Source organism: Hymenobacter sp. UYCo722 (assembly GCF_040547115.1).
GTDB lineage: Bacteria > Bacteroidota > Bacteroidia > Cytophagales > Hymenobacteraceae > Hymenobacter.
The window spans coordinates 756,628-777,086 of record NZ_JBEPPC010000002.1 but is presented as its reverse complement, the minus strand read 5'-3'; the positions used below and the strand labels follow the sequence as shown (position 1 = coordinate 777,086).

12 protein-coding genes are annotated in these 20,459 nt (G+C 64.7%); 8 read left to right on the top strand and 4 right to left on the bottom strand.

The features are described 5' to 3' along the window. Positions 1-56: 56 nt before the first annotated feature. From ABIB44_RS09085 to moeB, 3 genes are all read right to left on the bottom strand, one after another. A complete protein-coding gene (locus ABIB44_RS09085; protein ID WP_354584328.1) occupies positions 57-2,261 on the bottom strand; it encodes a sensor histidine kinase in 2,205 nt (734 codons plus the stop codon). Further along, the gene (locus ABIB44_RS09080; protein ID WP_354584326.1) at positions 2,261-4,564 is read right to left on the bottom strand and encodes a sensor histidine kinase; all 2,304 of its coding nucleotides are present in this window, start codon (positions 4,562-4,564) and stop codon (positions 2,261-2,263) included. Before ABIB44_RS09080 ends, ABIB44_RS09085 begins: the two co-directional genes overlap by 1 nt. Positions 4,565-4,784: 220 nt before the next feature. Further along, on the bottom strand, positions 4,785-5,888 hold the full coding sequence (gene moeB / locus ABIB44_RS09075) for a molybdopterin-synthase adenylyltransferase MoeB (RefSeq protein ID WP_354584324.1): 1,104 nt from the start codon (positions 5,886-5,888) through the stop codon (positions 4,785-4,787). A 514-nt stretch (positions 5,889-6,402) separates the two neighbouring features. On the opposite strand from moeB, the gene ABIB44_RS09070 reads away from it, so the two are divergent. From ABIB44_RS09070 to ABIB44_RS09045, 6 genes are all read left to right on the top strand, one after another. After that, positions 6,403-7,458 carry an acetamidase/formamidase family protein gene (locus tag ABIB44_RS09070; protein ID WP_354584323.1) on the top strand — a complete coding sequence of 352 codons (1,056 nt, stop codon included), beginning with the start codon at positions 6,403-6,405 and terminating at the stop codon, positions 7,456-7,458. A gap of 182 nt (positions 7,459-7,640) precedes the next feature. Next, positions 7,641-8,711 carry a tetratricopeptide repeat protein gene (locus tag ABIB44_RS09065; protein ID WP_354584322.1) on the top strand — a complete coding sequence of 357 codons (1,071 nt, stop codon included), beginning with the start codon at positions 7,641-7,643 and terminating at the stop codon, positions 8,709-8,711. Between the two features lie 124 nt (positions 8,712-8,835). After that, positions 8,836-10,884: an OmpA family protein gene (locus ABIB44_RS09060; RefSeq protein ID WP_354584321.1), complete on the top strand. Its 2,049-nt coding sequence runs from the start codon at positions 8,836-8,838 to the stop codon at positions 10,882-10,884. 279 nt (positions 10,885-11,163) lie between these two features. After that, positions 11,164-14,856 (top strand): hybrid sensor histidine kinase/response regulator, encoded by a 3,693-nt coding sequence (locus ABIB44_RS09055; protein WP_354584320.1) that lies wholly within the window; start codon positions 11,164-11,166, stop codon positions 14,854-14,856. A 55-nt stretch (positions 14,857-14,911) separates the two neighbouring features. Next, positions 14,912-15,655: a LytR/AlgR family response regulator transcription factor gene (locus ABIB44_RS09050; RefSeq protein ID WP_354584319.1), complete on the top strand. Its 744-nt coding sequence runs from the start codon at positions 14,912-14,914 to the stop codon at positions 15,653-15,655. A gap of 58 nt (positions 15,656-15,713) precedes the next feature. Further along, positions 15,714-16,340 (top strand): PKD domain-containing protein, encoded by a 627-nt coding sequence (locus ABIB44_RS09045; RefSeq protein WP_354584318.1) that lies wholly within the window; start codon positions 15,714-15,716, stop codon positions 16,338-16,340. A gap of 58 nt (positions 16,341-16,398) precedes the next feature. Here the strand turns inward: ABIB44_RS09045 and ABIB44_RS09040 are convergent, their stop codons facing one another. Continuing rightward, the gene (locus tag ABIB44_RS09040) at positions 16,399-17,883 is read right to left on the bottom strand and encodes a hypothetical protein (RefSeq protein ID WP_354584317.1); all 1,485 of its coding nucleotides are present in this window, start codon (positions 17,881-17,883) and stop codon (positions 16,399-16,401) included. Positions 17,884-18,228: 345 nt separating this feature from the next. Between ABIB44_RS09040 and ABIB44_RS09035 the strand changes: the two genes are divergently transcribed. Both ABIB44_RS09035 and ABIB44_RS09030 read left to right on the top strand, forming a co-directional pair. Further along, positions 18,229-18,642 (top strand): hypothetical protein, encoded by a 414-nt coding sequence (locus ABIB44_RS09035; protein ID WP_354584316.1) that lies wholly within the window; start codon positions 18,229-18,231, stop codon positions 18,640-18,642. Between the two features lie 71 nt (positions 18,643-18,713). Further along, the gene (locus ABIB44_RS09030; protein WP_354584315.1) at positions 18,714-20,459 is read left to right on the top strand and encodes an ABC transporter substrate-binding protein; all 1,746 of its coding nucleotides are present in this window, start codon (positions 18,714-18,716) and stop codon (positions 20,457-20,459) included.

Here is a 20,459-nt window from a genome sequence, read left to right as displayed (position 1 = left end):
GCCATATGCCCGGGAAAGCTACTCAGAATCCTTGATTCCCGCACCGGTCCGGCGGGCTACGACACTGGCAGCGTGATGATGAACTCGGTACCGCTGCCCTCCACGCTCTCCACCGTAAGGGTGCCGCCGTGGCCTTTGGTAACAATATCGTGGCTCAAGGACAGGCCCAGGCCAGTGCCTTCACCGGCCGGCTTGGTCGTAAAAAAGGGCTCGAACACCCGCTCGCGCACGTGGGCCGGCATACCCGGGCCATTGTCGCGCACCCGGATTTCCAAGCCGGCGGGCCGGGTGCGGGTAGTCAGGCGCACGGCGGGCACGTAGTCCGGACCGGCCTGGCTGCGGTAGTGGTGCACGGCATGGAAGGCATTGGTACCCAGGTTGAGCAGCACCCGGCCCAGGTCGGCCGCCACCACGGCCAGCGGGGCCACGCGCGGGTCGAGGTCGGTAGTGAGCAGCGCCTCAAAGGCCTGCTCGCGGGTTTTAAAGCCCTCGTAAGCCAGACTCAGGTACTCCTCGGCCAGGGCGTTGAGGTCGGTGAGCGTGCGCTGGCCGTTGCCGCTGCGCGAGTGCTCGAGCATGTCTTTGATGATGGACGAGGCCCGCTGCCCATGCTGGCTGATTTGCTGCAGGTTCTGCTTCAGGCCAGCCAGAATCTCGTTTTTCAGGCCGGGGCCTACCGGGCCACTGCCGTCCATATCGTCGACGAGCTCGGTACTCACCTCGGCAAAGCTTTTCATAAAGGTGAGCGGGTTTTGCAGCTCGTGGGCAATGCCCGCCGTGAGCTCGCCCAGAAAGGCCATTTTCTCGGCCTGCACCAACTGGGCCTGGGCCTCCCGCAACCGGGCCAGCGCCTGCTCGGCGCGGTCGCGTTGGCCGGCTACTTCGGCGGTGCGGGCGGCCACCTGGGTTTCGAGGCGCTCGTTTTCGGTGGCCAGCAGGGCCTGCTTCTCGGCCTGCTGGGCCTGGGTCTGGGCCGATAGCTCCTGCACCTGGCGCAGCTTCACGAGCAGCAGTTCGCTGTTGGTGGCAAACTCGCGGGCCAGAAACAGCGAAATACCCAGCGCCGGCAGCACCGCCATGAGCGAGACCAGCGTGGCCGATAGCCGGAAGGTGATGGGCTGCTGCGTGATGATGAGCAGAGCGTAGGCGCAGGCGCACAGCAACGCCCCCGAGTAGCCGGCCGCAATCAGGCGGGCCCCGCGCTGCTGCTGGCGCAGGCCGCGCATGGTCAGGCGCAGCTGCTCGGCACTGGCCAGGGCCACGAAGGTGAAAAAGGCGAGCGAGTAAGTCGTTTTAACCGAAAATGACGTCAACTGGGTGAACTCGCTCAGCAGCAGGCACACCACCAGCGCCCCCCACAGCCCCGCATACAAGCGCCCCGGCCGGAAGCCAAACAGCTCGTACAGCGCCCGCACCGCCCACACGTAGCTCAGCAGCAAAAAGGTATCGGCCCCGATGCCCAGCACCAGCGAGGGCACCATGTCCTGCACCTGCCAGCCCCCATACAGCGCCCCAAAGCCCAGGGCGGCGGCCCCGGCGTAGTAGGCGAAGTACAGGTTGGCCCGCTGCGCCGGGTTGTAGCGCCGAAAAAACAGGTGCAGCAGGCTCAGCAGCAGAAACACGGCCCCGGCGGCGAAGTAGTCGGTGGGGGCCACGGCCCGCTCGGCATTGCGGCGCAGCAGCCCCGGCAGCCCCGTGATGCGCACCCGCAAAAAATTGATATTGTCTTTGAACCAGGCCAACGGTCCCCACGGCGCGAAGCGCACGGCCAGCACCTGCTCGCGCGGGCCGGCAAAATGCACCTCCAGCGGCGCGGCCGTGAACGGGCCGGGCCGCACTTGGGCGGGGTCGGCGCTCACGCGGCCGTAGCGGTGCAGCAGGTGGCCGTTGAGATACACCTCGCTGGCTCCGGTTTGCTGAAACAGCAGCACCAGCGCCCGGCCGCGCAGGCTGTCGGCCACCACCAGGCGCAGGCGCAGCCAGCCCACGCGCACGCCAGCGAGCTGCGGCAGCTGGCCCGGCAGCTGGTTGGGGTTGATGGGGGCCCAGCGGGCATCATCGTAGCCGGGGCCGGCATAGGCCGGGTCGTCGCCGGCCTGAAAACGCCAGCCCTTATCCAGCACCGAGCCCCCCAGCGGCACGGTACGCAGCACGGTGCCGGCCGTGTCGGGCAGCACGGCCTGGGCCGCCGCCCGGCGTGCGGGCAGCACGGCCTGGGCCAGCAACAGGCACAGCAGCAGCAAACGAAAAGGTATGCCCACTAGGCCGGAGAAAGGGTAATGATGAATTCGGTACCCTCGCCCTCGTGGGTATCGACGGCCAAGGTACCGCCGTGGCCCTTGGCAACAATATCGTGGCACAACGAAAGGCCTAAACCGGTGCCTTCGCCCACCGGCTTGGTCGTGAAAAAGGGCTGGAAGATTTTGTCGCGCACGTGGTCGGGCATCCCCGGGCCATTGTCAACCACCCGAATTTCGACCGTCCGGCCGGCCAGGCAGCGGGTACGCACCGTCACGGTGGGCTCGTAGTGCGGGGCAGCCAGGGCCGCGGGCGTGGGCAGCAGCGCCAGCTCGCGCTGGCGCTCGCGCACGGCGTACAGCGCATTGGCGCACAGGTTGAGCAGCACCCGGCCTAGGTCGGCGGACACGACGGCCACGGGGCTCAGCAGGGGGTCGAAGTCGCGCACGAGCTGGGCACTGAACTCGGGCGACAGGGTGCGCAGGGCCTGATAGGCCAGCAGCAAGTTCTCCTCGGCCAGGGCGTTGATGTCGGTGAGCGCGCGCTGGCTGGTGCCGCTGCGCGAGTGCTCGAGCATGTCTTTGATGATGGACGAGGCCCGCTGCCCGTGCTGGCTGATTTGCTGCAGATTTTGCTTCAGGCCGGCCATTATCTCGTCGCGCAGCTGGCTGCCGTTGGGGTGGGGCGCGGTGGGGCCGCTCATGTCATCAATCAGGCCGGTACTCACCTCGGCAAAGCCTTTCATGAAGGTGAGCGGGTTTTGCAGCTCGTGGGCAATGCCCGAAGTGAGCTCGCCCAGAAAGGCCATTTTTTCGGCCTGCACCAGCTGGGCCTGCGTGTCGCGCAGCTGGGCCAGCGTGCGGCGGTTGGTGCGCAGCTGCCGGTAGATGAATATGCCCAGTCCCGATACCAGCACCACCGCTAGCCCGGCCCCGAGCAGCAGCCACTGGCCCAGGTGCAGGCGCACGGCCTGCACGGCCTGCTGCTGGCGCAGGGCCCCAATCTGGGCATTTTTGGCCTGCTCTACCCGCTCACTTTCGTACTGGGCCACATGGAAAACGCTTTGGGCGGCGGTAAAATCGTCGTTGAAGCGGATGTACTCATTGGCGTAGCGCTGGGCCTGGGCCGGCTGCCCGCGCCGCGTGTAGAAACTCACCAGCTCCTTAAGATACTCCGGCTGCAAACGCTCGATATGGGCCGCAGCGGCTTTCCGGTAGGCCAGCAGCCAGTGCTGCTCGGCGCGGGCATCGTCGTGGCGCGCCACGTAGTAGCGGGCCCAGGCGGCATTCAGCTCAAACTCGCCCAGCTTGCCGGTCATGGGCACGTGCAGCGAGTCGTCGAGGTGCTGGGCGCGGGCCAGCAGGGGTGCGGCGGCCAGGGGCTGCTGCTGGTGCAGGTAGAGCGCACTTTTCTGTACCAGCCCATAGGCGCGGCTCAGCTGCTGCTCCAGCGGGTCGGGCACGCGGGCGGCCAGCACCGAATCGGCCATGGCCAGTGCCGCCACTAGATGACCGTTGCTGGCGTAGGACCGCGACAGGCTCAGGAAAGTATACTCGCGGGCCATGCCATCGATGCGCTGGAAGTCGGGCGTTCGCTGCGCCATTTTCAGGTATTGGGCGGCGCGGGCGTGGTTGCCCCACTGGGCATACACGTCGCCGGCCACCAGCAGCTCGCGCACGTACAGGCGCTGGTCGTAGTCTTTGAGCAGGTCGGCAGCCCGCAGAATGTTGTTGAGCGTGCGGTTATAGTCGCCCATGCGGCGGTAGTAGCCGCCCTGCGACACGTAGCAGGCGGCCACATTCTGCATTTGGCCGCGCACGCGGTAGTAGGCCAGCCGGTCTTCGTAGTAGCGGCGGCGGTCCTCCATGCGGTTCAGACGGTTGTAGAGGCCGGCCAGGTCAATCAGGACCCACGGAATGGGACGATTGGCGCGGTCGAAGGCGGCAATGGCGTGGTGCAGCGAGTCGAGGGCCGCGGCATCGGCCGAGCCCTGCTGCCACAGTGCCACGCCGGCCCGCAGGCTGCGGTAGGGTCGCTCGTCGAGCAGGCCCAGCTGCTGGTTCAGGGAGAGTAAGCGGTCGAGTAGCAGCAGCGCCTGGGGGCCGGTAGGCCGCAGGTCGAGCATATGCTGCAGGGTTTGCAGCCGGGCTTTGTTGGTAGGCTGCCGGGGCAGGGTGGCAGCCAGCGAATCGTAGCTCACGTCCCAGTAGGGGCGGGCGGCCTGCACCGGGCTGCCCAGGCACACCCATGCCAACAGCAGCCCAAGCAGCCACCAGGCCGGGCGGTCCGGCTGCAGAATCCGGCGTAGGGTGAGAAAGTGGGGCAAAGTGGGCAGAATGACGAAAAAATAACACTGCCGCTGGATTCGGCCAGTTGGGAAGGGCCACCTGTAAGGCAGGTGGCAGGCTCCCGCACCAAGTGTAAAGATGGGGTAATTCCCGCATATTAGCGTACAGCTATACCACATTCAGCCACTGGCCCCGCTACGGGCCGGGCAAACGTTTGGCCCACTCCAAGCGGTGCGGCGGCCCAAGGCGGCCAGCCACTTAATAATCGGCCAGCCCGTTGCGCAGCGAGTACACTTCCGCAAAGCCTTTTTCGAGCAGTAGCCGGGCGGCCTGCTGGCTGCGCACACCGCTGGCGCAATGCACCACCACCGGCAAACCGGGGGTAATTTCAGCCAGCCGCGCCGCCAGCTGCCCCAGCGGCAGCAGCTGCCCGCCAATGCTGCGCCGGGCGTGCTCGTGGGGCTCGCGCACGTCGAGTAGCACGAGCAGCCGGCCGGCCTGCTGCCATTCCTTCAACTCATCAGCGGTAATTTCGGGGGCCCGCGCCGGGGCAGCCTGTAGCGGGGCTTCGCCACAAAAAGCCGCGTAGTCGGGGACCAGGGCCGTAAGCTGCTGATTCGCCGCCACGGCCCGGAAGCGGATGGTCTGGAAGCGCATATCCAGGGCATCGACCAACAGCAGCCGGCCGCTGAGCACGTCGCCGATTTCCAGGATTATTTTCAGCGCCTCGGCGGCCTGCATGGTGCCCAGCAGGCCGGGCAGTACGCCCAGCACGCCAATCTGAGCGCAGTTGGGGGACTCGCCGGGGGCGGGCGGCACGGGGTGCAGGCAGCGGTAGGTGGGCCCGTTCTGGTAGTTGAACACCGTTACCTGCCCTTCAAACTTGAAAATGGCCCCGAACACCAGCGGCTTGCCCAGCACCACGCAGGCATCGTTCACGAGGTAGCGGGTGGCAAAGTTGTCGGAACAGTCCAGCACTAGGTCGTAGCCGGCAAACAGCGCCAGGGCGTTAGCAGCCGTCAGCAGCTCCTGGTGCACTTGTAAGTCGATGAACGGGTTTTGAGTGCGCAGCTTTTCGGCGGCCACTTCGGCCTTGGGGCGGCCCACGTCGGCGGGGCCGTAGAGCACCTGGCGGTGCAGGTTGCTTTCATCCACGGTATCAAAATCGAGCAGGCCCAGCGTGCCCACACCAGCGGCGGCCAGGTATTGCAGCACCGGGCAGCCCAAGCCCCCGCAGCCCACCACCAGCACCCGGGCGGCCTTGAGCTTGTGCTGACCGGCCAGGCCAATTTCGGGCAGCAGCAGATGGCGGCTGTAGCGGGTGGTTTCGGCGGCGGAAAGGGTTTGGGCAGGCGAGTTCATCAGGCAGCGAATAAGAAGAAGGATGTGAGCTTGAATAGTCGTGCAGAAGTAAGCGTATTAACGCTTAAACGGCATGCTTATCTGGCGGCCGCTTGTCGAAGCAGCTCTACTTAACAAATGGCCCGCCTCAGCGGCAGGCCGGCCGCGCAATTTCGCCCGGGCCGGGCATTGCTGAGCCAGACGGAATACGTCTCCCAACCGAGTGCCCCCCTATTCCGGCCACCAAGGCGCTCCAAAGACCTTGTAACTGTTCGCCATCGCGCTACTTTTGCCTAATTGCAGCGGGCACCGCTCTGGCGGCAAAGGGCACTTTAAATGCTCGCGACAGATTAACATAATAATAAAATGGGAGTTAGAAGCTCGTTTCCGCCCCGGAAACGCGCTCTTTTGTGGGGTCGGACTCCTCACTGGCAGTTAATCCCTGCCCTTCATCTGCCCCGGCCGTGGCCAGGCGCGCCAGCTGCAACCGACGGTGGCGACGGCCTAATAGCGCGCCCGGTGCGAACTTACCGGCATGAATCTCCGCTCCTCCCTATTTCTGCTGGCTGCCCCCTTGCTGGCGCTGGCTCCCTCCTTCCGCGCTCAGGCCCAGAAAGCGGCCACCCACGAGCTGCCCATTACGCCCGCCACGGCCGCGTGGGGCTATTATGATGCCGCCGCGCCACCCGTGTTGCGCATCAAATCGGGCGAAACCGTGCGGGTGCACACGCTCATCACGTCTACTCCCGAGCGGCTGGAGGGAGCCGGCCTGCCCGCCGCCGAGGTCGAGCCCAACCTGCGCGACATCGTTGCCCACGTAACCAACAAAGGCCCGGGCGGGCACATTCTCACCGGCCCCATTTTCGTGGAGGGGGCCGAGCCCGGCGACGTGCTGGAGGTCCGCATTCAAGCCGTCGACCTGGCCATTCCCTACGCCTACAATGCCTTCGGGGCCAAAAGCGGCTTTATTCCGGAAGATTTCGGCTACAGCAAAATGCGCATCATTCCGCTCGATAAAAAGCAGATGGTGGCCCACTTTCTGCCGGGCATCGACGTGCCGCTGCGACCGTTTTTTGGGAGCATGGGCGTGGCCCCGCCGGCAGCTTCGGGCCGCATCAACAGCGCGCCGCCCGGCATTCACGGCGGCAACCTTGATAATAAAGAGCTGGTGGCCGGCACCACGCTGTATTTGCCGGTGCACGCGGCGGGGGCCCTGTTTTTCGTGGGCGACGGCCACGCCGGGCAGGGCAACGGCGAAGTCGACATCACCGCGCTGGAAACCTCGCTCACCGGTACGCTGCAGTTCATCGTGCGCAAGGATATGCACCTAACCCTGCCCCGGGCCGAAACGCCCACTGCCTACATCAGCATGGGCCTGAACGAAGATTTGACCCTGGCCGCCAAAGACGCGGTGCGCGAAATGATTGCCTTTCTGGTGGCCGAAAAGCACCTCAGCCGCGATGATGCCTACATGCTGTGCAGCGTGGCCGGCGACCTCGACGTAACGCAGGTAGTGGACGGCACCCGCGGGGCGCATATGATATTGGCCAAGAGCCTGTTTGGCAAGGTGAAACAGGAGAAGGGAAAGTAGAACTGAACTAAACGGTCATGCTGAGCTTGTCGAAGCATCTCTACCGCCGCAGTAAATAATTACTTGTGCGGTAGAGATGCTTCGACAAGCTCAGCATGACCGTTCCCATCTATTAGTTGCCGCAAGCAAAAAAATCCAATACCTTAGCTGGCTGAGCGTTGCATTCAACCTTCCTTCCAGCTATGATGCAAAAATATCTGTTATTCTTGGTGTTGCTGGCCGCGCCGCTGGCGGCCCGCGCGCAGGTCGATACCGTGCGGGCCAGCACTCTGCCCGGCCCGCAGCGGGCCGAAAAGGCGTACAACAGCGGCCTGGCCAGCTTCGGCCAGCAGCGCTACCCGGCGGCGCTGGCCAGCTTCGACCAGGCTATTGCGGCCCGGCCCGACTTTGCCGCCGCCTACACCAACCGCGCCGCCACCCGCTTCGAGCTGAAGGATTACCCCGCCGCCCTCGCCGACTACGACCAGGCCCTGAAGCTGGAGCCCGGCAGCTACACCAGCTACTTCGGCCGGGCCCGCGCCCACGAGGCCCAAAAGCAGCTCGCCGAGGCAGAAACCGACTATTCCGAAGCCCTCAAAGCCAAGCCCGACTACGCGCTGGCCTGGTACAACCGGGGCGTGCTGCGCTTCGAAAAAGAGGATTTTCAGGCCGCGCTGGCTGACTTCAACGGCGCTATTCAGGCCGACTCCAAGCTGGCCTACGCCTATCACGACCGCGCCAGCACCCAGCAGAAGCTGGGCAACTATGCCGCCGCCGTGCTGGACTACACCCAGGCGCTAACCATCCAGCCCGACCTGCTCGCGGCCCTGCTTAACCGCGCCGCCGCCGCGCGCCGCGCCGGCCTGCTGCCCCAGGCCCTAAAAGACTACGACACCTACCTGGCCCAGAAACCCGACAACCCGCTGGCCTGGACCAACCGGGGCAGTGCCCGCTTCGAAAGCCAGGATTATAAGGGTGCCATCGCTGATTTCAGCCAGGCCTTGCAGCTTAATCCAAGCTACGCGTTTGCCTGGAACAACCGCGCCGCCGCCCAGCTCAAGCTGGAAAAATACGCCGATGCCGCCGCCGATGCCAGCCAGGCCATTAAACTCAAACCCGATTACGCCGAGGCCTACCTCAACCGGGGCCACGCTCGCGAAATGCTGCGCCAAGCCGACGAAGCCTGCCAGGACTGGCGCAAAGCCGCTGCCCTGGGCCTGCGCGTGGGCAACAGCTACGCCGCCGCCGCCGGCTGCACGGGCGAAGAGGAGTAGGGGCGGGGCTTGCCCCCGCCCGGGCGCTCGCACCCGTTCGAACAATCCCGTTCAACGGCGGGCGCGGACAAGCCCCGCCCCTACCTCGTTCTGCAACCCCACCTATCGCATTTCCCTTTCACCCATGCCTTTTTTCCCTCGTCTGTTCTTGGTGCTGCTCCTCGCCAGCCCCGCCGCCGCCCAGAGTGTCGAGTTCAGCAAAGACAATTTTGGCGACAACAAAGACGGCCTGCGCGAAGCCCAGCGCGAGCTGAAAGCCGGCGACCAGGAATACTTCGCCGACCCGCCGCGCTACGTGCAGGCCCTGCCGCACCTGCTGGCGGCCCAGGAGCTCAACCCCAACAACGCGGCCCTGAACGTTAAAATCGGCGACTGCTACCTGCATTCGGCCATCAAAACCGCCGCCCTGTCCTACCTGCAAAAAGCGGCCAAGCTTGATGCCACCGCCGATGCCCGCACCCACTACCTGCTGGCCCGCGCCCTGCACCTGAGCGCGAAGTGGCGCGAGGCCATGGCCGAATACCAGCTGGCCCCGCCCCTGCCCGCCGCCGACCGCCGCAGCGAGCCACCCTATACCGCCGCCGAAATTCAGCGCCACCTGCAGGAGTGCCGCACCGGCCAGCAGCTGATGGCCCACCCCGTGCGCGTGTTCATCGACAACGCCGGGCCGGAGCTGAACTCGCCGGGCTCCGATTATGGCCCGGTGGTGTCGGCCGACGAGGCGACCATCCTCATCACCTCGCGGCGCACGGGCTCGACGGGCGGCAAGAAAGACCCGGCTACCGACAGCTACTTCGAAGACATTTACCAGGCCAGCTGGCGCGGCAAAACCTGGAGCCCGGCCGAAAACCTGGGCCCGCCCGTGAACACCGACGACCACAACGCCACCGTGGGCCTTTCGCCCGACGGCCAGCGCATGCTCGTGTACGTGGGCAGCAACGGCGGCGACCTGCTCGAAACCACCCTCGGTGGCCGCACCTGGGAGAAGCCGCGCCGCCTGGGCTCGCGCATCAACACCAGCGCCCACGAAAGCTCGGCCAGCTACTCGCCGGATGGCCGCACGCTGTACTTCGTGAGCGACCGGCCGGGCGGGGCGGGCAGCTCCGACATCTATAAGGTGAGCCTGGAAGGCAACGCGCCGCCCGAAAATCTGGGCTCCGCTATCAACACGGTGGGTGGCGAGGAGGGCGCGTTTATGGCCCCGGATGGCAAAACGCTGTATTTTTCATCGGAAGGCCATAACTCGATGGGCGGCTACGACATCTTTAAATCGGTGCTGGAAAACGGCAAGTGGAGTACGCCCGAAAACCTGGGCTGGCCCATCAACACGCCCGATGATGACGTGTTTTTCGTAACGTCGGCCTCGGGCCGGCACGGCTACTACAGCAGCGAGCGGCCCGGCGGCCTCGGCGCGAAGGACATTTATCGCATCACCTTCCTGGGTCCCGAAAAGCCGCCCGTACTCAGCGAGGAAAACCAGCTGCTGGCCTCGCGCCTGGCCCCCATCAAGCAGACGGTGCTGGCCCCGGCGGTAGCGGTGGCCACGGCGCAGGTCACGATTCTGAAGGGCACCGTGACCGACGACGCGACCAAGCAGCCGCTCGACGCGGCCATCGACCTGGTCGACAACGCCAGTGGGCAGACCATTGCCACCTTCCGCAGCAACGCCGTTTCGGGCCGCTACCTCGTGAGCCTGCCCTCGGGCACTAACTACGGCATCGTGGTGCGGCAGGACGGCTACCTGTTTCACTCCGAAAACTTCGACCTGCCCGCCGGCGCGGCCTTCGCCGAAGTCACGAAGGACATTCCGCTCAAGCGGCTGGAAGTAGGTACGGTCATCGTGCTGCGCAACATTTTCTTCGATTCGGGCAAGGCCACGCTGCGGCCCGAAAGCACCGCCGAGCTGGAGCGCCTGCAAAAGCTCCTCACCGAAACGCCCGCCCTGAAGCTGGAAATGGCCGGCCACACCGACGACGTAGGCGAAGCCGCCAAAAACCAGGACCTGAGCCAGCGCCGCGCCCAGGCCGTGGTCGGCTACCTCACGCAGCACGGCATCGCCGCCACCCGCCTCAATGCCGCCGGCTACGGCGAAACCCAGCCCGTAGCCCCCAATACCACTAAGCTCGGCCGCCAACTAAACCGCCGCACCGAGTTCAAGGTGACGGCGAAGTAGAGAAGGTCGAGGGCTGAGGGGCTGAGGGGCTGAGGGGCTGAGGAAGAACGTCATGCCGAGCGTAGCTGAGGCATCTCGCGTGCAGTAGTAACTCAATTATTGAACGGAGCGAGCGAGATGCCTTGGCGGCGCTCGGCATGAGGCTCTTACCTATTTACCCCAACGAGGATTCCCCCGCTTTCAACCCGCCTTGCGCCCAACCAAACGGAAACCAGGCTGGCTCCGCCCTACCCGGCTCTACCTTGCGACTCCAATTTATTTCACTGGCCCCGGTCCGGTTTGAAACTTTTACTCCGCTTTTTTTACGTGCGCCGATTGGGCCTGCTATTGCTGGCGCTGCTGAGCGTGTTGCTAATACTGGCCCGCCCGGCGCGGGCGCAGCAGGTGTTTTTGCGGCAGTTTGGGCCCACGGAAGGTTTGCGCGCCCCGTTCATCTACGCGCTGGCGCAGGACCGGCAGGGCTACCTCTGGCTGGGCACCGGTGATGGCCTGGTGCGCTACGACGGCAGCCGCTTCGTGTCCTTCAACCAAAAAGACGGCCTAGCCGAAGACTTCGTGGTGAGCCTGCGCGAAGACCCCGCTACCGGCGCGCTCTGGGTGGGCCACTACCACGGCGGCATCTCGGTGAAGAAAACCGCCGGTGGTGCCTTCCAAAAAACCACCCGCGCCGCCGTGCCGCCCGGCCTGGCTCTGCCCGCCGACGGCCCGCCGCCCGCCGATACCACCGCCATCGGCCGCTACCAGCGCCGCTACCATCTGCGCCTGCCCGATGCCGCCGAAATCAGCTGCCTGCTCGAAGACCGCGAGGGCAATGCTTGGCTGGGCACCGCCGGCCAGGGCCTGTGGCGGCACTCGGACCGGCATTTGCGGCTGGAGCCGTACCCGGCTAGCGCGGCGGGGCAGTGGCCGTCCCTCACGACCACTCACCCCAACAAGGCTGCAGAAGCCTGGGCAGCTTTTGGCGGCAACCGCTTCTTTCAGCTACAACTCAATCGCCCCGCCAAGATTCAAAATGGCGACTTTACTGCACCTGAGCTGGCCGGGGAATCTGTGCAAGCCTTGTTGGCGCGTCCGGCGGCACTAGGCGGCGGGTTCTGGCTGGGCACGTTCGCAGGGTTGTTTACCGCGACTCGGCAGAACCTTATCCCTCAAGCCGTTTCCGGGCTATCGGGCAGCCTTGCGGTAAGCATCACCGCCCTCGCCTACGTGCCCAGTTCTGGGCTGTGGGTGGGTACTGCGGCCGACGGCCTCTACAACATCCCCACCGACCCGGCCCGGCCCCTGCGTCACTACACCACCGCCAACGGCCTGCTGCACAACACCGTGACGGCCCTGCTGGCCGACCGCACCGGCCGCGTCTGGGTGGGCAGCCACGACACCGGCCTGGCCGCCTTCGAGCCCAGCACCCAAAAGTTCGCCGCCTACCGCCTCACCCACACCGGCCTCGATATCACCAGCTTGGTCGAGGATGCCGACGGCCGCCTTTGGCTGGCTACCGAAGGCAATGGTCTGTTTTTTCGCGAACCCTCGAAAGCCTGGCAGCGGCTGGCCGCTGGCCCGGCGGCTGAATACACGTACAACCTATTGCTGCTGCCCGCTGGCCTGGCCGGCCCGCAGCTGCTGCTGGTGCATCGGCAGGGCCTGTCGCTGCTCGACTGCCGAACCCGCCGCCTCACGGCGCTGGCGGCCGAGGACGACCCGCTGGCCCGCGACCTGCTGGGGCCCGCCGCCCGCGCTACCGGCCCCCACGGGGCGGCCGTGGCCTGGCTCAGCACCCGCAACGGCCTGCTGCGGCTCGACTTGGCCGCCACCCGCCGCCAAACCGCTACTCCCGCGCCCGGCCTGGCCCTCACCAGCGCCGAAGTCGATGGCGAATACCGGCCCGCCAATGCCCTGGGCTGGCTTTCGGCCACCCGGCACCGCGTGGGCTTCACCTTCCAGGGCGTGAGTTTGAACCCGGGTGAACCTCTCGCCTACCAGCACCGCCTGCGCGGCCTGGCCAACGAGTGGAGCCGTCCCAGCCCCACCGCCGAAGCCCAGTTTCCGGGCCTCGATGCGGGCCAATATGTGTTCGAGGCCCGCGTGCGGCGCGGCGCGGCCGGCCCCTGGAGCCCGGTGGCCACGGCCGCTTTCGGCGTGGCTACGCCCATCTGGCGCACTTGGTGGTTCCGGCTGATGGCTGCGCTGGCGCTGGCCGGCTTCGCTTATGGCCTGCTGCGCTACCGCGAGCGCCAGCTGCGCCGCACCCAATACGTGCTGGAGCGCACCGTGCGCGAGCGGACCACCGAGCTGCGCCAGCAGAAGGCCCACATCGAGGACATCAACGCCGATTTGGTGGTGGCCCGCGACGCAGCCGAGGCTTCGCGCCGGGCCAAGGCGCAGTTTCTGGCCAACATGAGCCACGAAATCCGCACGCCGATGAACGCGGTTATCGGCCTCACCAACCTGCTGCAGGCCACCCGGCCCAGCACCGAGCAGGCCGAATACCTCACGGCCATCGAATCGTCGTCGCAGAACTTGCTGGTCATCATCAACGACATCCTCGACAGCTCGAAGATGGAGGCCGGCAAGCTCACGCTGGAGCAGGTACCCTTCCGGCTGCCCGAGGCCGTGCGCCGGCTCAGCGCCATGTTTAAGTTCGCCACCGAGAGCAAGGGCGTGTTTTTGAAAGTAGAAGTAGCTCCCGACGTGCCCGCCGCCGTGGTGGGCGACTCGGTGCGCCTGAACCAGATTCTGGTGAACCTGGTGGGCAACGCCATCAAATTCACCCGCACCGGCGGCGTCACGGTTTCGGCCGAGGTGGTGAAATCAGGCAATTCAGCCACTCATTCGCTCATTCGTTTCGCCGTGCGCGATACCGGCATTGGCATTGCGGCCGATAAGCTAGGGGCCATTTTCGAGGATTTCTCGCAGGCCAATACCTCCACCACGCGCGAGTTTGGCGGCACCGGCCTGGGCTTGAGCATTGCCCGCAACCTCGTGCAGCTGCACGGCGGCCAGCTTGGCGTGAGCAGCGAAGAAGGCGTAGGCTCGGTGTTTTTCTTCGAGCTGCCCTACGAGGTGGCCGATGCCCGCGCCGCCCAGCCCGAGGCCCACGCCGGCCTGCTCACGCCCTTCGAGCCGGCCCTGCGCGTGCTCGTGGCCGAAGACAATGCCCTCAACCAGCTCGTGGCCCGCAAAACCCTCGAAGCCTGGAACGTGCAGGTGGTCATCGCCGAAAACGGCCGCCTCGCCGTGGAAGCCGTGGCCGAAGCCGCCGAGCCCTACCACGCCGTGCTGATGGACGTGCAGATGCCCGAGCTCGACGGCTACGAGGCCACCCGCCGCATCCGGGAGTTATTCCCCGACACCACGCAGCTGCCCATCATCGGCCTCACGGCCTCGGTCCTGCCCGAAGACCGTGCGCTGGGCCTGGCCGCCGGCATGAACGACACCCTGGCCAAGCCCTTCGAGCCGGCCGTGCTTTATGCCCGCTTGGCGCATTTTACATTAGGGTACGCGGGTGGTTTGGGGTATGAGGGCAAGGGGGTAGGGGGGCAGGAATTGAAGCAGGTTGAAGGGCCTGGGGGCAAACCCAATGAACTGGCCGCAACTGCTCCTCCAACGCCCACCCTCCCACCCCCTTACCCGCCTACCCTCATCAAACCCGACTGGCACCTACTCGAAGAGCTGGCCGGCGGCAACGAGGGCTTCCTGCGGCAGATTGTCAATACCTTCCTCGCCGAAGCCCCGGCCCTCGAAGCCCTGCTGACCACCGCCTGCCCCCACGACCCCGATGCCCTGGCCCGCACCGCCCACAAGCTCAAGGGCCAGGTCGCCTACTTTGGGGTGCCGGTGCTGCACACCCAGCTCGACGAGTTGGAGCGCGCCGCCCGCCACCCCGACTGCCCTTATTGCCAGCCTCTGGTGGGCACCATTTGCCAGCAGCTGGCCGAGCTGTATCCGCAGTTGGAGGAGCGCGCCGGCATTTGAGAAGCGCGCCGCAGGCCCTACATTCGTCAGCCCAACGTCCCAATTCCGCGTGCCTATGCCTGGTTCTACTCCCCCTCTACGCTGCCTCGTGGTCGATGACGACCCCCTCTCGGTTCAGGTTGTGCTCAATTGCATCGCCAACACGCCGTTTCTCGTCGCCGCCGGCAGCTTTACCAGCCCCGTCGAAGCCGCTGAGTCGCTCCGCACCGACCCCGTCGACCTGCTCTTTCTCGACGTTGAAATGCCGCTGCTCTCCGGCATAGAGCTGCTGCGCACCCTGTATCAGCCGCCGCTGGTGGTGCTCATTACCAGCAGCAAGGACTACGCCGTCGAAGCCTTCGAGCAGGCCGTGGTCGACTACCTGGTGAAGCCCGTGAGCTACCCCCGTTTCCTGCAAGCTGCCCAAAAAGCCGCCGACACCGCCGAGCGCCGCGCCGCTGCTGCCGCCGCGCCCGACCCCGATGCCATTGCCGCCCCCGCCCCCGACGCCGACTACACCTTCGTGAAAGTCGATACCAAGCTGGTGCGCGTCAATTTCGACGATGTGCGCTACGTCGAAGCCCTCGGCGACTACGTGCACGTCGTCACGGGCCAAAGCAAGCTCATCGTGTACAGCACCATGAAGGCCGTGGAGGAGAAGTTTCCCACCAGCCGCTTCACGCGGGTGCACCGCTCGTTCATCGTCAACTTCGACCGCATTCAGGCCCTCGAAGACAATGCGGTCATTATCGAAGGCAAGCACATTCCCGTGGGCCAGACCTACCTGCGCGAAGTCATGCAGCGCCTCAACAAGTTTTAATGCCCGATGCCGCCGGCTCCAGCAGCCCGATGGTGGTGCCCGCTTTGCTTTTCTATATATGATGCGTCTTTTTCTCGCCCGCTTCGCAGCGAAATTCCCCTTACTGGCCAGCCTCTTGCTCCTCTCGGGCCTGGCCGCCCACGCCCAGCAGGCCGGCGACACCACCAGTGTGCGCTGCGGCCCGCCCCTGCCGCGCATGCTTTGCGTCGACCTCGATGGTCGCCCATCCATCGATGAGCCCGCCGGCCCCTTCACCTACGAGTGGCACATGGGCGACGGCACCACCCTCACCGGCCCCACCGTGAGCCACTGCTATAAGGAGCGCAAAAACTACGTGGTGCAGCTCGATGTCATCGTTGATAAAACCGGCGAGGTGCGCCGGGGCCAGAAATACATTCCCATCAACCTCCTGCAGCAGGACATCGTCGACTTCACCGCCAGCACCACCACCGTGCGCGTGGGCCAGCCCGTGTCGTTCGACTCGCCCGAAGCCCAGCTTCCAGAATGCCGCAACATGCAGTACGTCTGGGATTTTCGCGATGGCACCGTGGTGCAGGGACGCACCGCCCAGCACACCTTTCGCCGGGCCGGCACCTACTCGGTTCGCTTCAGCATGCGCGGCTACGGCTCCGAAGCCTGCGTGGCCAGCCACTGCGTCTCGCGCCAGATTGTGGTCGAGCCCTAGGCTCTAGGCAGAGGCCAGAGGTTGAAAGCAGAACGACCTACTCACTCCCGCCTAAAACTTACGCTGCTGTTACCGGTGGTCCTTCGCGCAGCAGGTCCAGCACAATACCCCATAGGTTCTCATAGGGAATGATTTCGACTTCGGCGAATGCCTCGCCGGGGGGCGGCGTGTCGCGCAGCTGCTGCAGCAGGCTTTGGCCCCGTTCGGCGGCCTTCAGCGGGTCGAAGTTTTTCTCCATAATCACCTGCAACAAGCGCAAAAACAGCCGGCTGCGCAGTGTCGAAGGCTCCGTGAGGTGGCGTTGCTGGTATTTGCGCAGGCGCTCGAGACGCAGCAATACGGGCTCCAGGTTCCGCTCGCGCAGAAAATGCAGCAGCTGCAACACCATAATAGCTACGTTGTGGCCCCGCTTGTCGCGGCTATACTCGGGCAGCAGCAGCATCTGCTGGGCCAACTGCCGCTGCCGGGCCGACAATGCCCGCGCCGCCGGTAGCACAAAATTCACGTAGGAGCGGTACAGGTCCCAGCGCTGCATGGCGGCCTCGCGCTGCCCCAGAATCGCCGGGTTCTTAGCTACCGTGTCCAGCAGCTGCTGGGCCAGCTCGTAGCGTCCGGCGTGCAAAGCCAGCAGCAGGTAGTGCTCCTGAAAATAAAACCAATTGTTTGATGAAGGATGAAAGTCGCGGATGTAGCGCTCGGCCAGCAGCAGCCCACGCACCGGCTGCCGACTGCGCAAGTACGCGTAGATGGTCACAAAATGGTTGAACCGCAGGTCGAAGCGGCGCGCGTTCAGCTTGCCATCCTGCAGATGGCGCTCGGCCGCCGCCGCCACCCGAATCATTTCCTTGAAATGCCCCTGCAGCTCTTCATGGGTTAGCCGGGCCCGGTACAGCGCGTTATAGGTGCTAAAACTGCGTCCCCGTCGGTACAGCGCCTCCAGCTGGGCTAAGCGCACGGGCATGGTCGCCAGCAGGTTGCGCCGGGCCGCCACGGTACTGCTGGCAGCCAGTTGGATGTCGGTTTGCAACTGCTCAGCCTCGTCTTCCCAGGCCAGCTGCTGCTGAACCCGCAGCAGGCTTTTGGTTACCTTTTTATAGGGTGTCGGTTTACGCTGCTCGCCATAAAGATTGCGCAACATGCGCGTGGCCTGCACCAGATACTGCGTAAACTCCCCCGTTTCGGCCAGTCGCACGCAACGCAGTAGCAACCGCTCGGACAGCTTAAAGTCCCGCTCCGCGTACAGGATGCTCACCTTGTGGAGCAAGTCCAGGCATTCCAGCTCGTAGCGCCGCGACACCAGGTGCCGCGGGTCGGAATGGTCGAGGAAGTAGAGTTGGTTCAGTAATTTGGTCTGCACCCGCGACTGGAGCTTTTGCAGGGCCTGCAGGTTGGCGGGCGTGGCTTTTCCATACACCCCCTTGGCCACCTGCAGCTGCGTGGCTTCGGGGGCATTGCGCAGTATCTCCACAAATGAGCGCTCCTTGCTGGCTTGCTTGCTGCGCAGGTCGAGCATCGGTAACGCGGCCGTCGTGCGCGATGTCACAATTCGCACCAAATTCGAGACTTCATTTACCATAAAAGTGGCTCTATTTTCTAATTTAAAACTTTTTTATCTCAGACCCACCTTAAAACCCACGTCATAAAATCACCCGTTCTTTCCTTTTTTCATTGCGGAAAGCTCCTGAGCTTTGCATAATGGATTTCTCAGTGCTTTTAAAACCGATGATGTCATAAATAAAGCTGTTTTAAATTTTCGGCACCTGCAAAAGCTTCTTCATACAAACACCAGCTAACTTTAATAGAACAATTAACTTAAATATTTTTATTTTTTATAAGTAAAATCAATGTCTGATTCAGAGCAATAGTGTCCTTTTAATCGGTATTCAACGTGGCCAACTTTGTGTCGTTCAATCATCTGACACACATTAACCGCCTGAATACCGTGCTCAACTTCCTCACCGTTGCCGTTTTCCAAGCCGCCACCATTTTTTTCGGCCCTGCTTCCCCAAAGGCTACTCTGGCTGCCCCAAAAGCGCCCGTCGATTTCTTCGCTGATGGCGGCACCAGTGGTTGGACCGGTGACATCGCAGCCCTTGATGGCGGCACCAGCGGTTGGACGGGTGACATTGCAGCCCTGGATGGCGGCACCAGTGGTTGGACGGGCGACATCGCAGCAGTAGATGGTGGTACTAGTGGCTGGACCGGCGACATTGCAGCATTAGATGGCGGCACCAGCGGCTGGACCGGTGACATCGCAGCCCTGGATGGTGGTACCAGCGGCTGGACCGGCGACATCGCCTAGCTGAACCGTGCGACGGCGGTTTTGCCTATCTTGCCTCCAACCCGAGCAATAGGGCAACTTCATTCCATCGCGTGAACACTGGTTTTTATGTCCGGATTCTGATGTGCCTTGGCCTGCTGTTAGCAGGCAGCTGCACAAGCCGGCACGCACCACCCGCAGCTATTCGCATTCGCTGGGCGCACGACCCCGAAACCCTGTCCCCCTTGGCTTTGCAGGGCCAGACGGCCATGGATGCCAGCAACCTGCTCCACCTCAGTCTTCTTCAAGCCAATAGCCAGCCCCTGGCCATGGAGCCGGCGCTGGCGGCACAAATGCCAACCGTGGGCCGGCGGGGCGATTCGCTCACCACGTTTCGCTACACCATCCGGCCCGCCGCCACCTGGGACGACGGCCATCCGGTGCTGGCGACCGACGTGGCCTGCACCCTCAAGCTGATGAGTTGCCCGGGTATCCCCAACGAAACGGCCCGCACCAATTTCAGCCGGATACGTCAAATCGAGGCCGACCCAGACAACCCCCGGCAGTTTACCCTGGTTTGCCGGGGTGAGGCACCGGAGCTACTGCTTGTTTCGGGCGACTTCTTTATCCTGCCCGAGGCCGCGCTCGACCCGCAGCACCTGTTGCGCCGCTATTCAATACCCAGCTTGCAGCGCTGGCCCCCCACCCGCCCGCCCGACCCGGCCCTGCGGGAAGTGGCCCGGCGTTACATAGCAGCCGACCTGGCCAATCATCCCGAACACGCCCCCGGCTGTGGCCCCTACCAGCTGGTGCGCTGGGAAAAAGACCGTTACTTATCGTTTCGCCGCAAAGCCGGCTGGTGGGGCAGCGCGGTAGCCAGGCTTCCACTCGCCCTGCACGCCAAAGCGCCCCAACTCGATTACCTCGTGATTCCCAACGCCAGCGCCGCCACGCTTGCCCTGCGGCGCGGCGACCTCGATGTATTTCCGCAGATGCCGGCGGCCGACTTTAACCGCCTGAGCACCAATCCTACGCCAGAGGTGCGCCTGTACCTGTCCGACTCGTACGACGTTGCCCTGGCCGGCTTTAATACCCGGCGGCCCGCCCTGGCCGATGCCCTCACCCGCCAGGCCCTGAGCCGGCTATTCGACACGCCGGGACTATTGCGGGGCACCCAGCACGGCCGCGGCCAGCGCACCGCCAGCCTGGTCTCTCCCTTCGAGCGCGCCAGCTACAACGACAGCCTTCGCCCCGTGCCCTACGACCCCGCGGGGGCGCGGGCGCTGCTGCTACGCGCGGGCTGGCAGCCGCCCACCGCTGGCCGGGCCGGCTGGCGGCGGGCAGGGGCCCAGGGCAACCAGCAACTGCGGCTGGCCGTGCGCTACCGGGCCGGTGATGAGTTGTTTACGACCGCCGCCCTGCAATTTCGGGCGGCGGCTACCAGCCTGGGCATCGTGGTCGACCTCCGCCCCACCGAGTCGGCCCTCTTTGATAAGGCGCTGGCCGAAGGCGACTTCGACGTCTTTCTGCGCACGATGCGCGGCAACCCTTTTGCCACCAACTTCGCTTCGCTCCTGCATTCGGGCAGCTCTACCGAAACCAACGCCACCCGGTTCAGCAACCCGGCCTGCGACCGGCTTATTGACACCATTGCCACCACCAACGACTCGCAACGACGGGTGCGCCAGCTGCGGCAGCTACAGGCGCTGCTGCAGCAGCAAGCGCCGCTGGTCCCTCTTTTTTTTCTATCCAACCGCGTTGCAGCCCGCCGCGACTGCCAGGGCCTGCACGTGAGCAGTCTCAAGCCCGGCTTTGTTGCGGCCACCATTGAACGCAGGGCCCCCGCTGCCGCTCGCTAG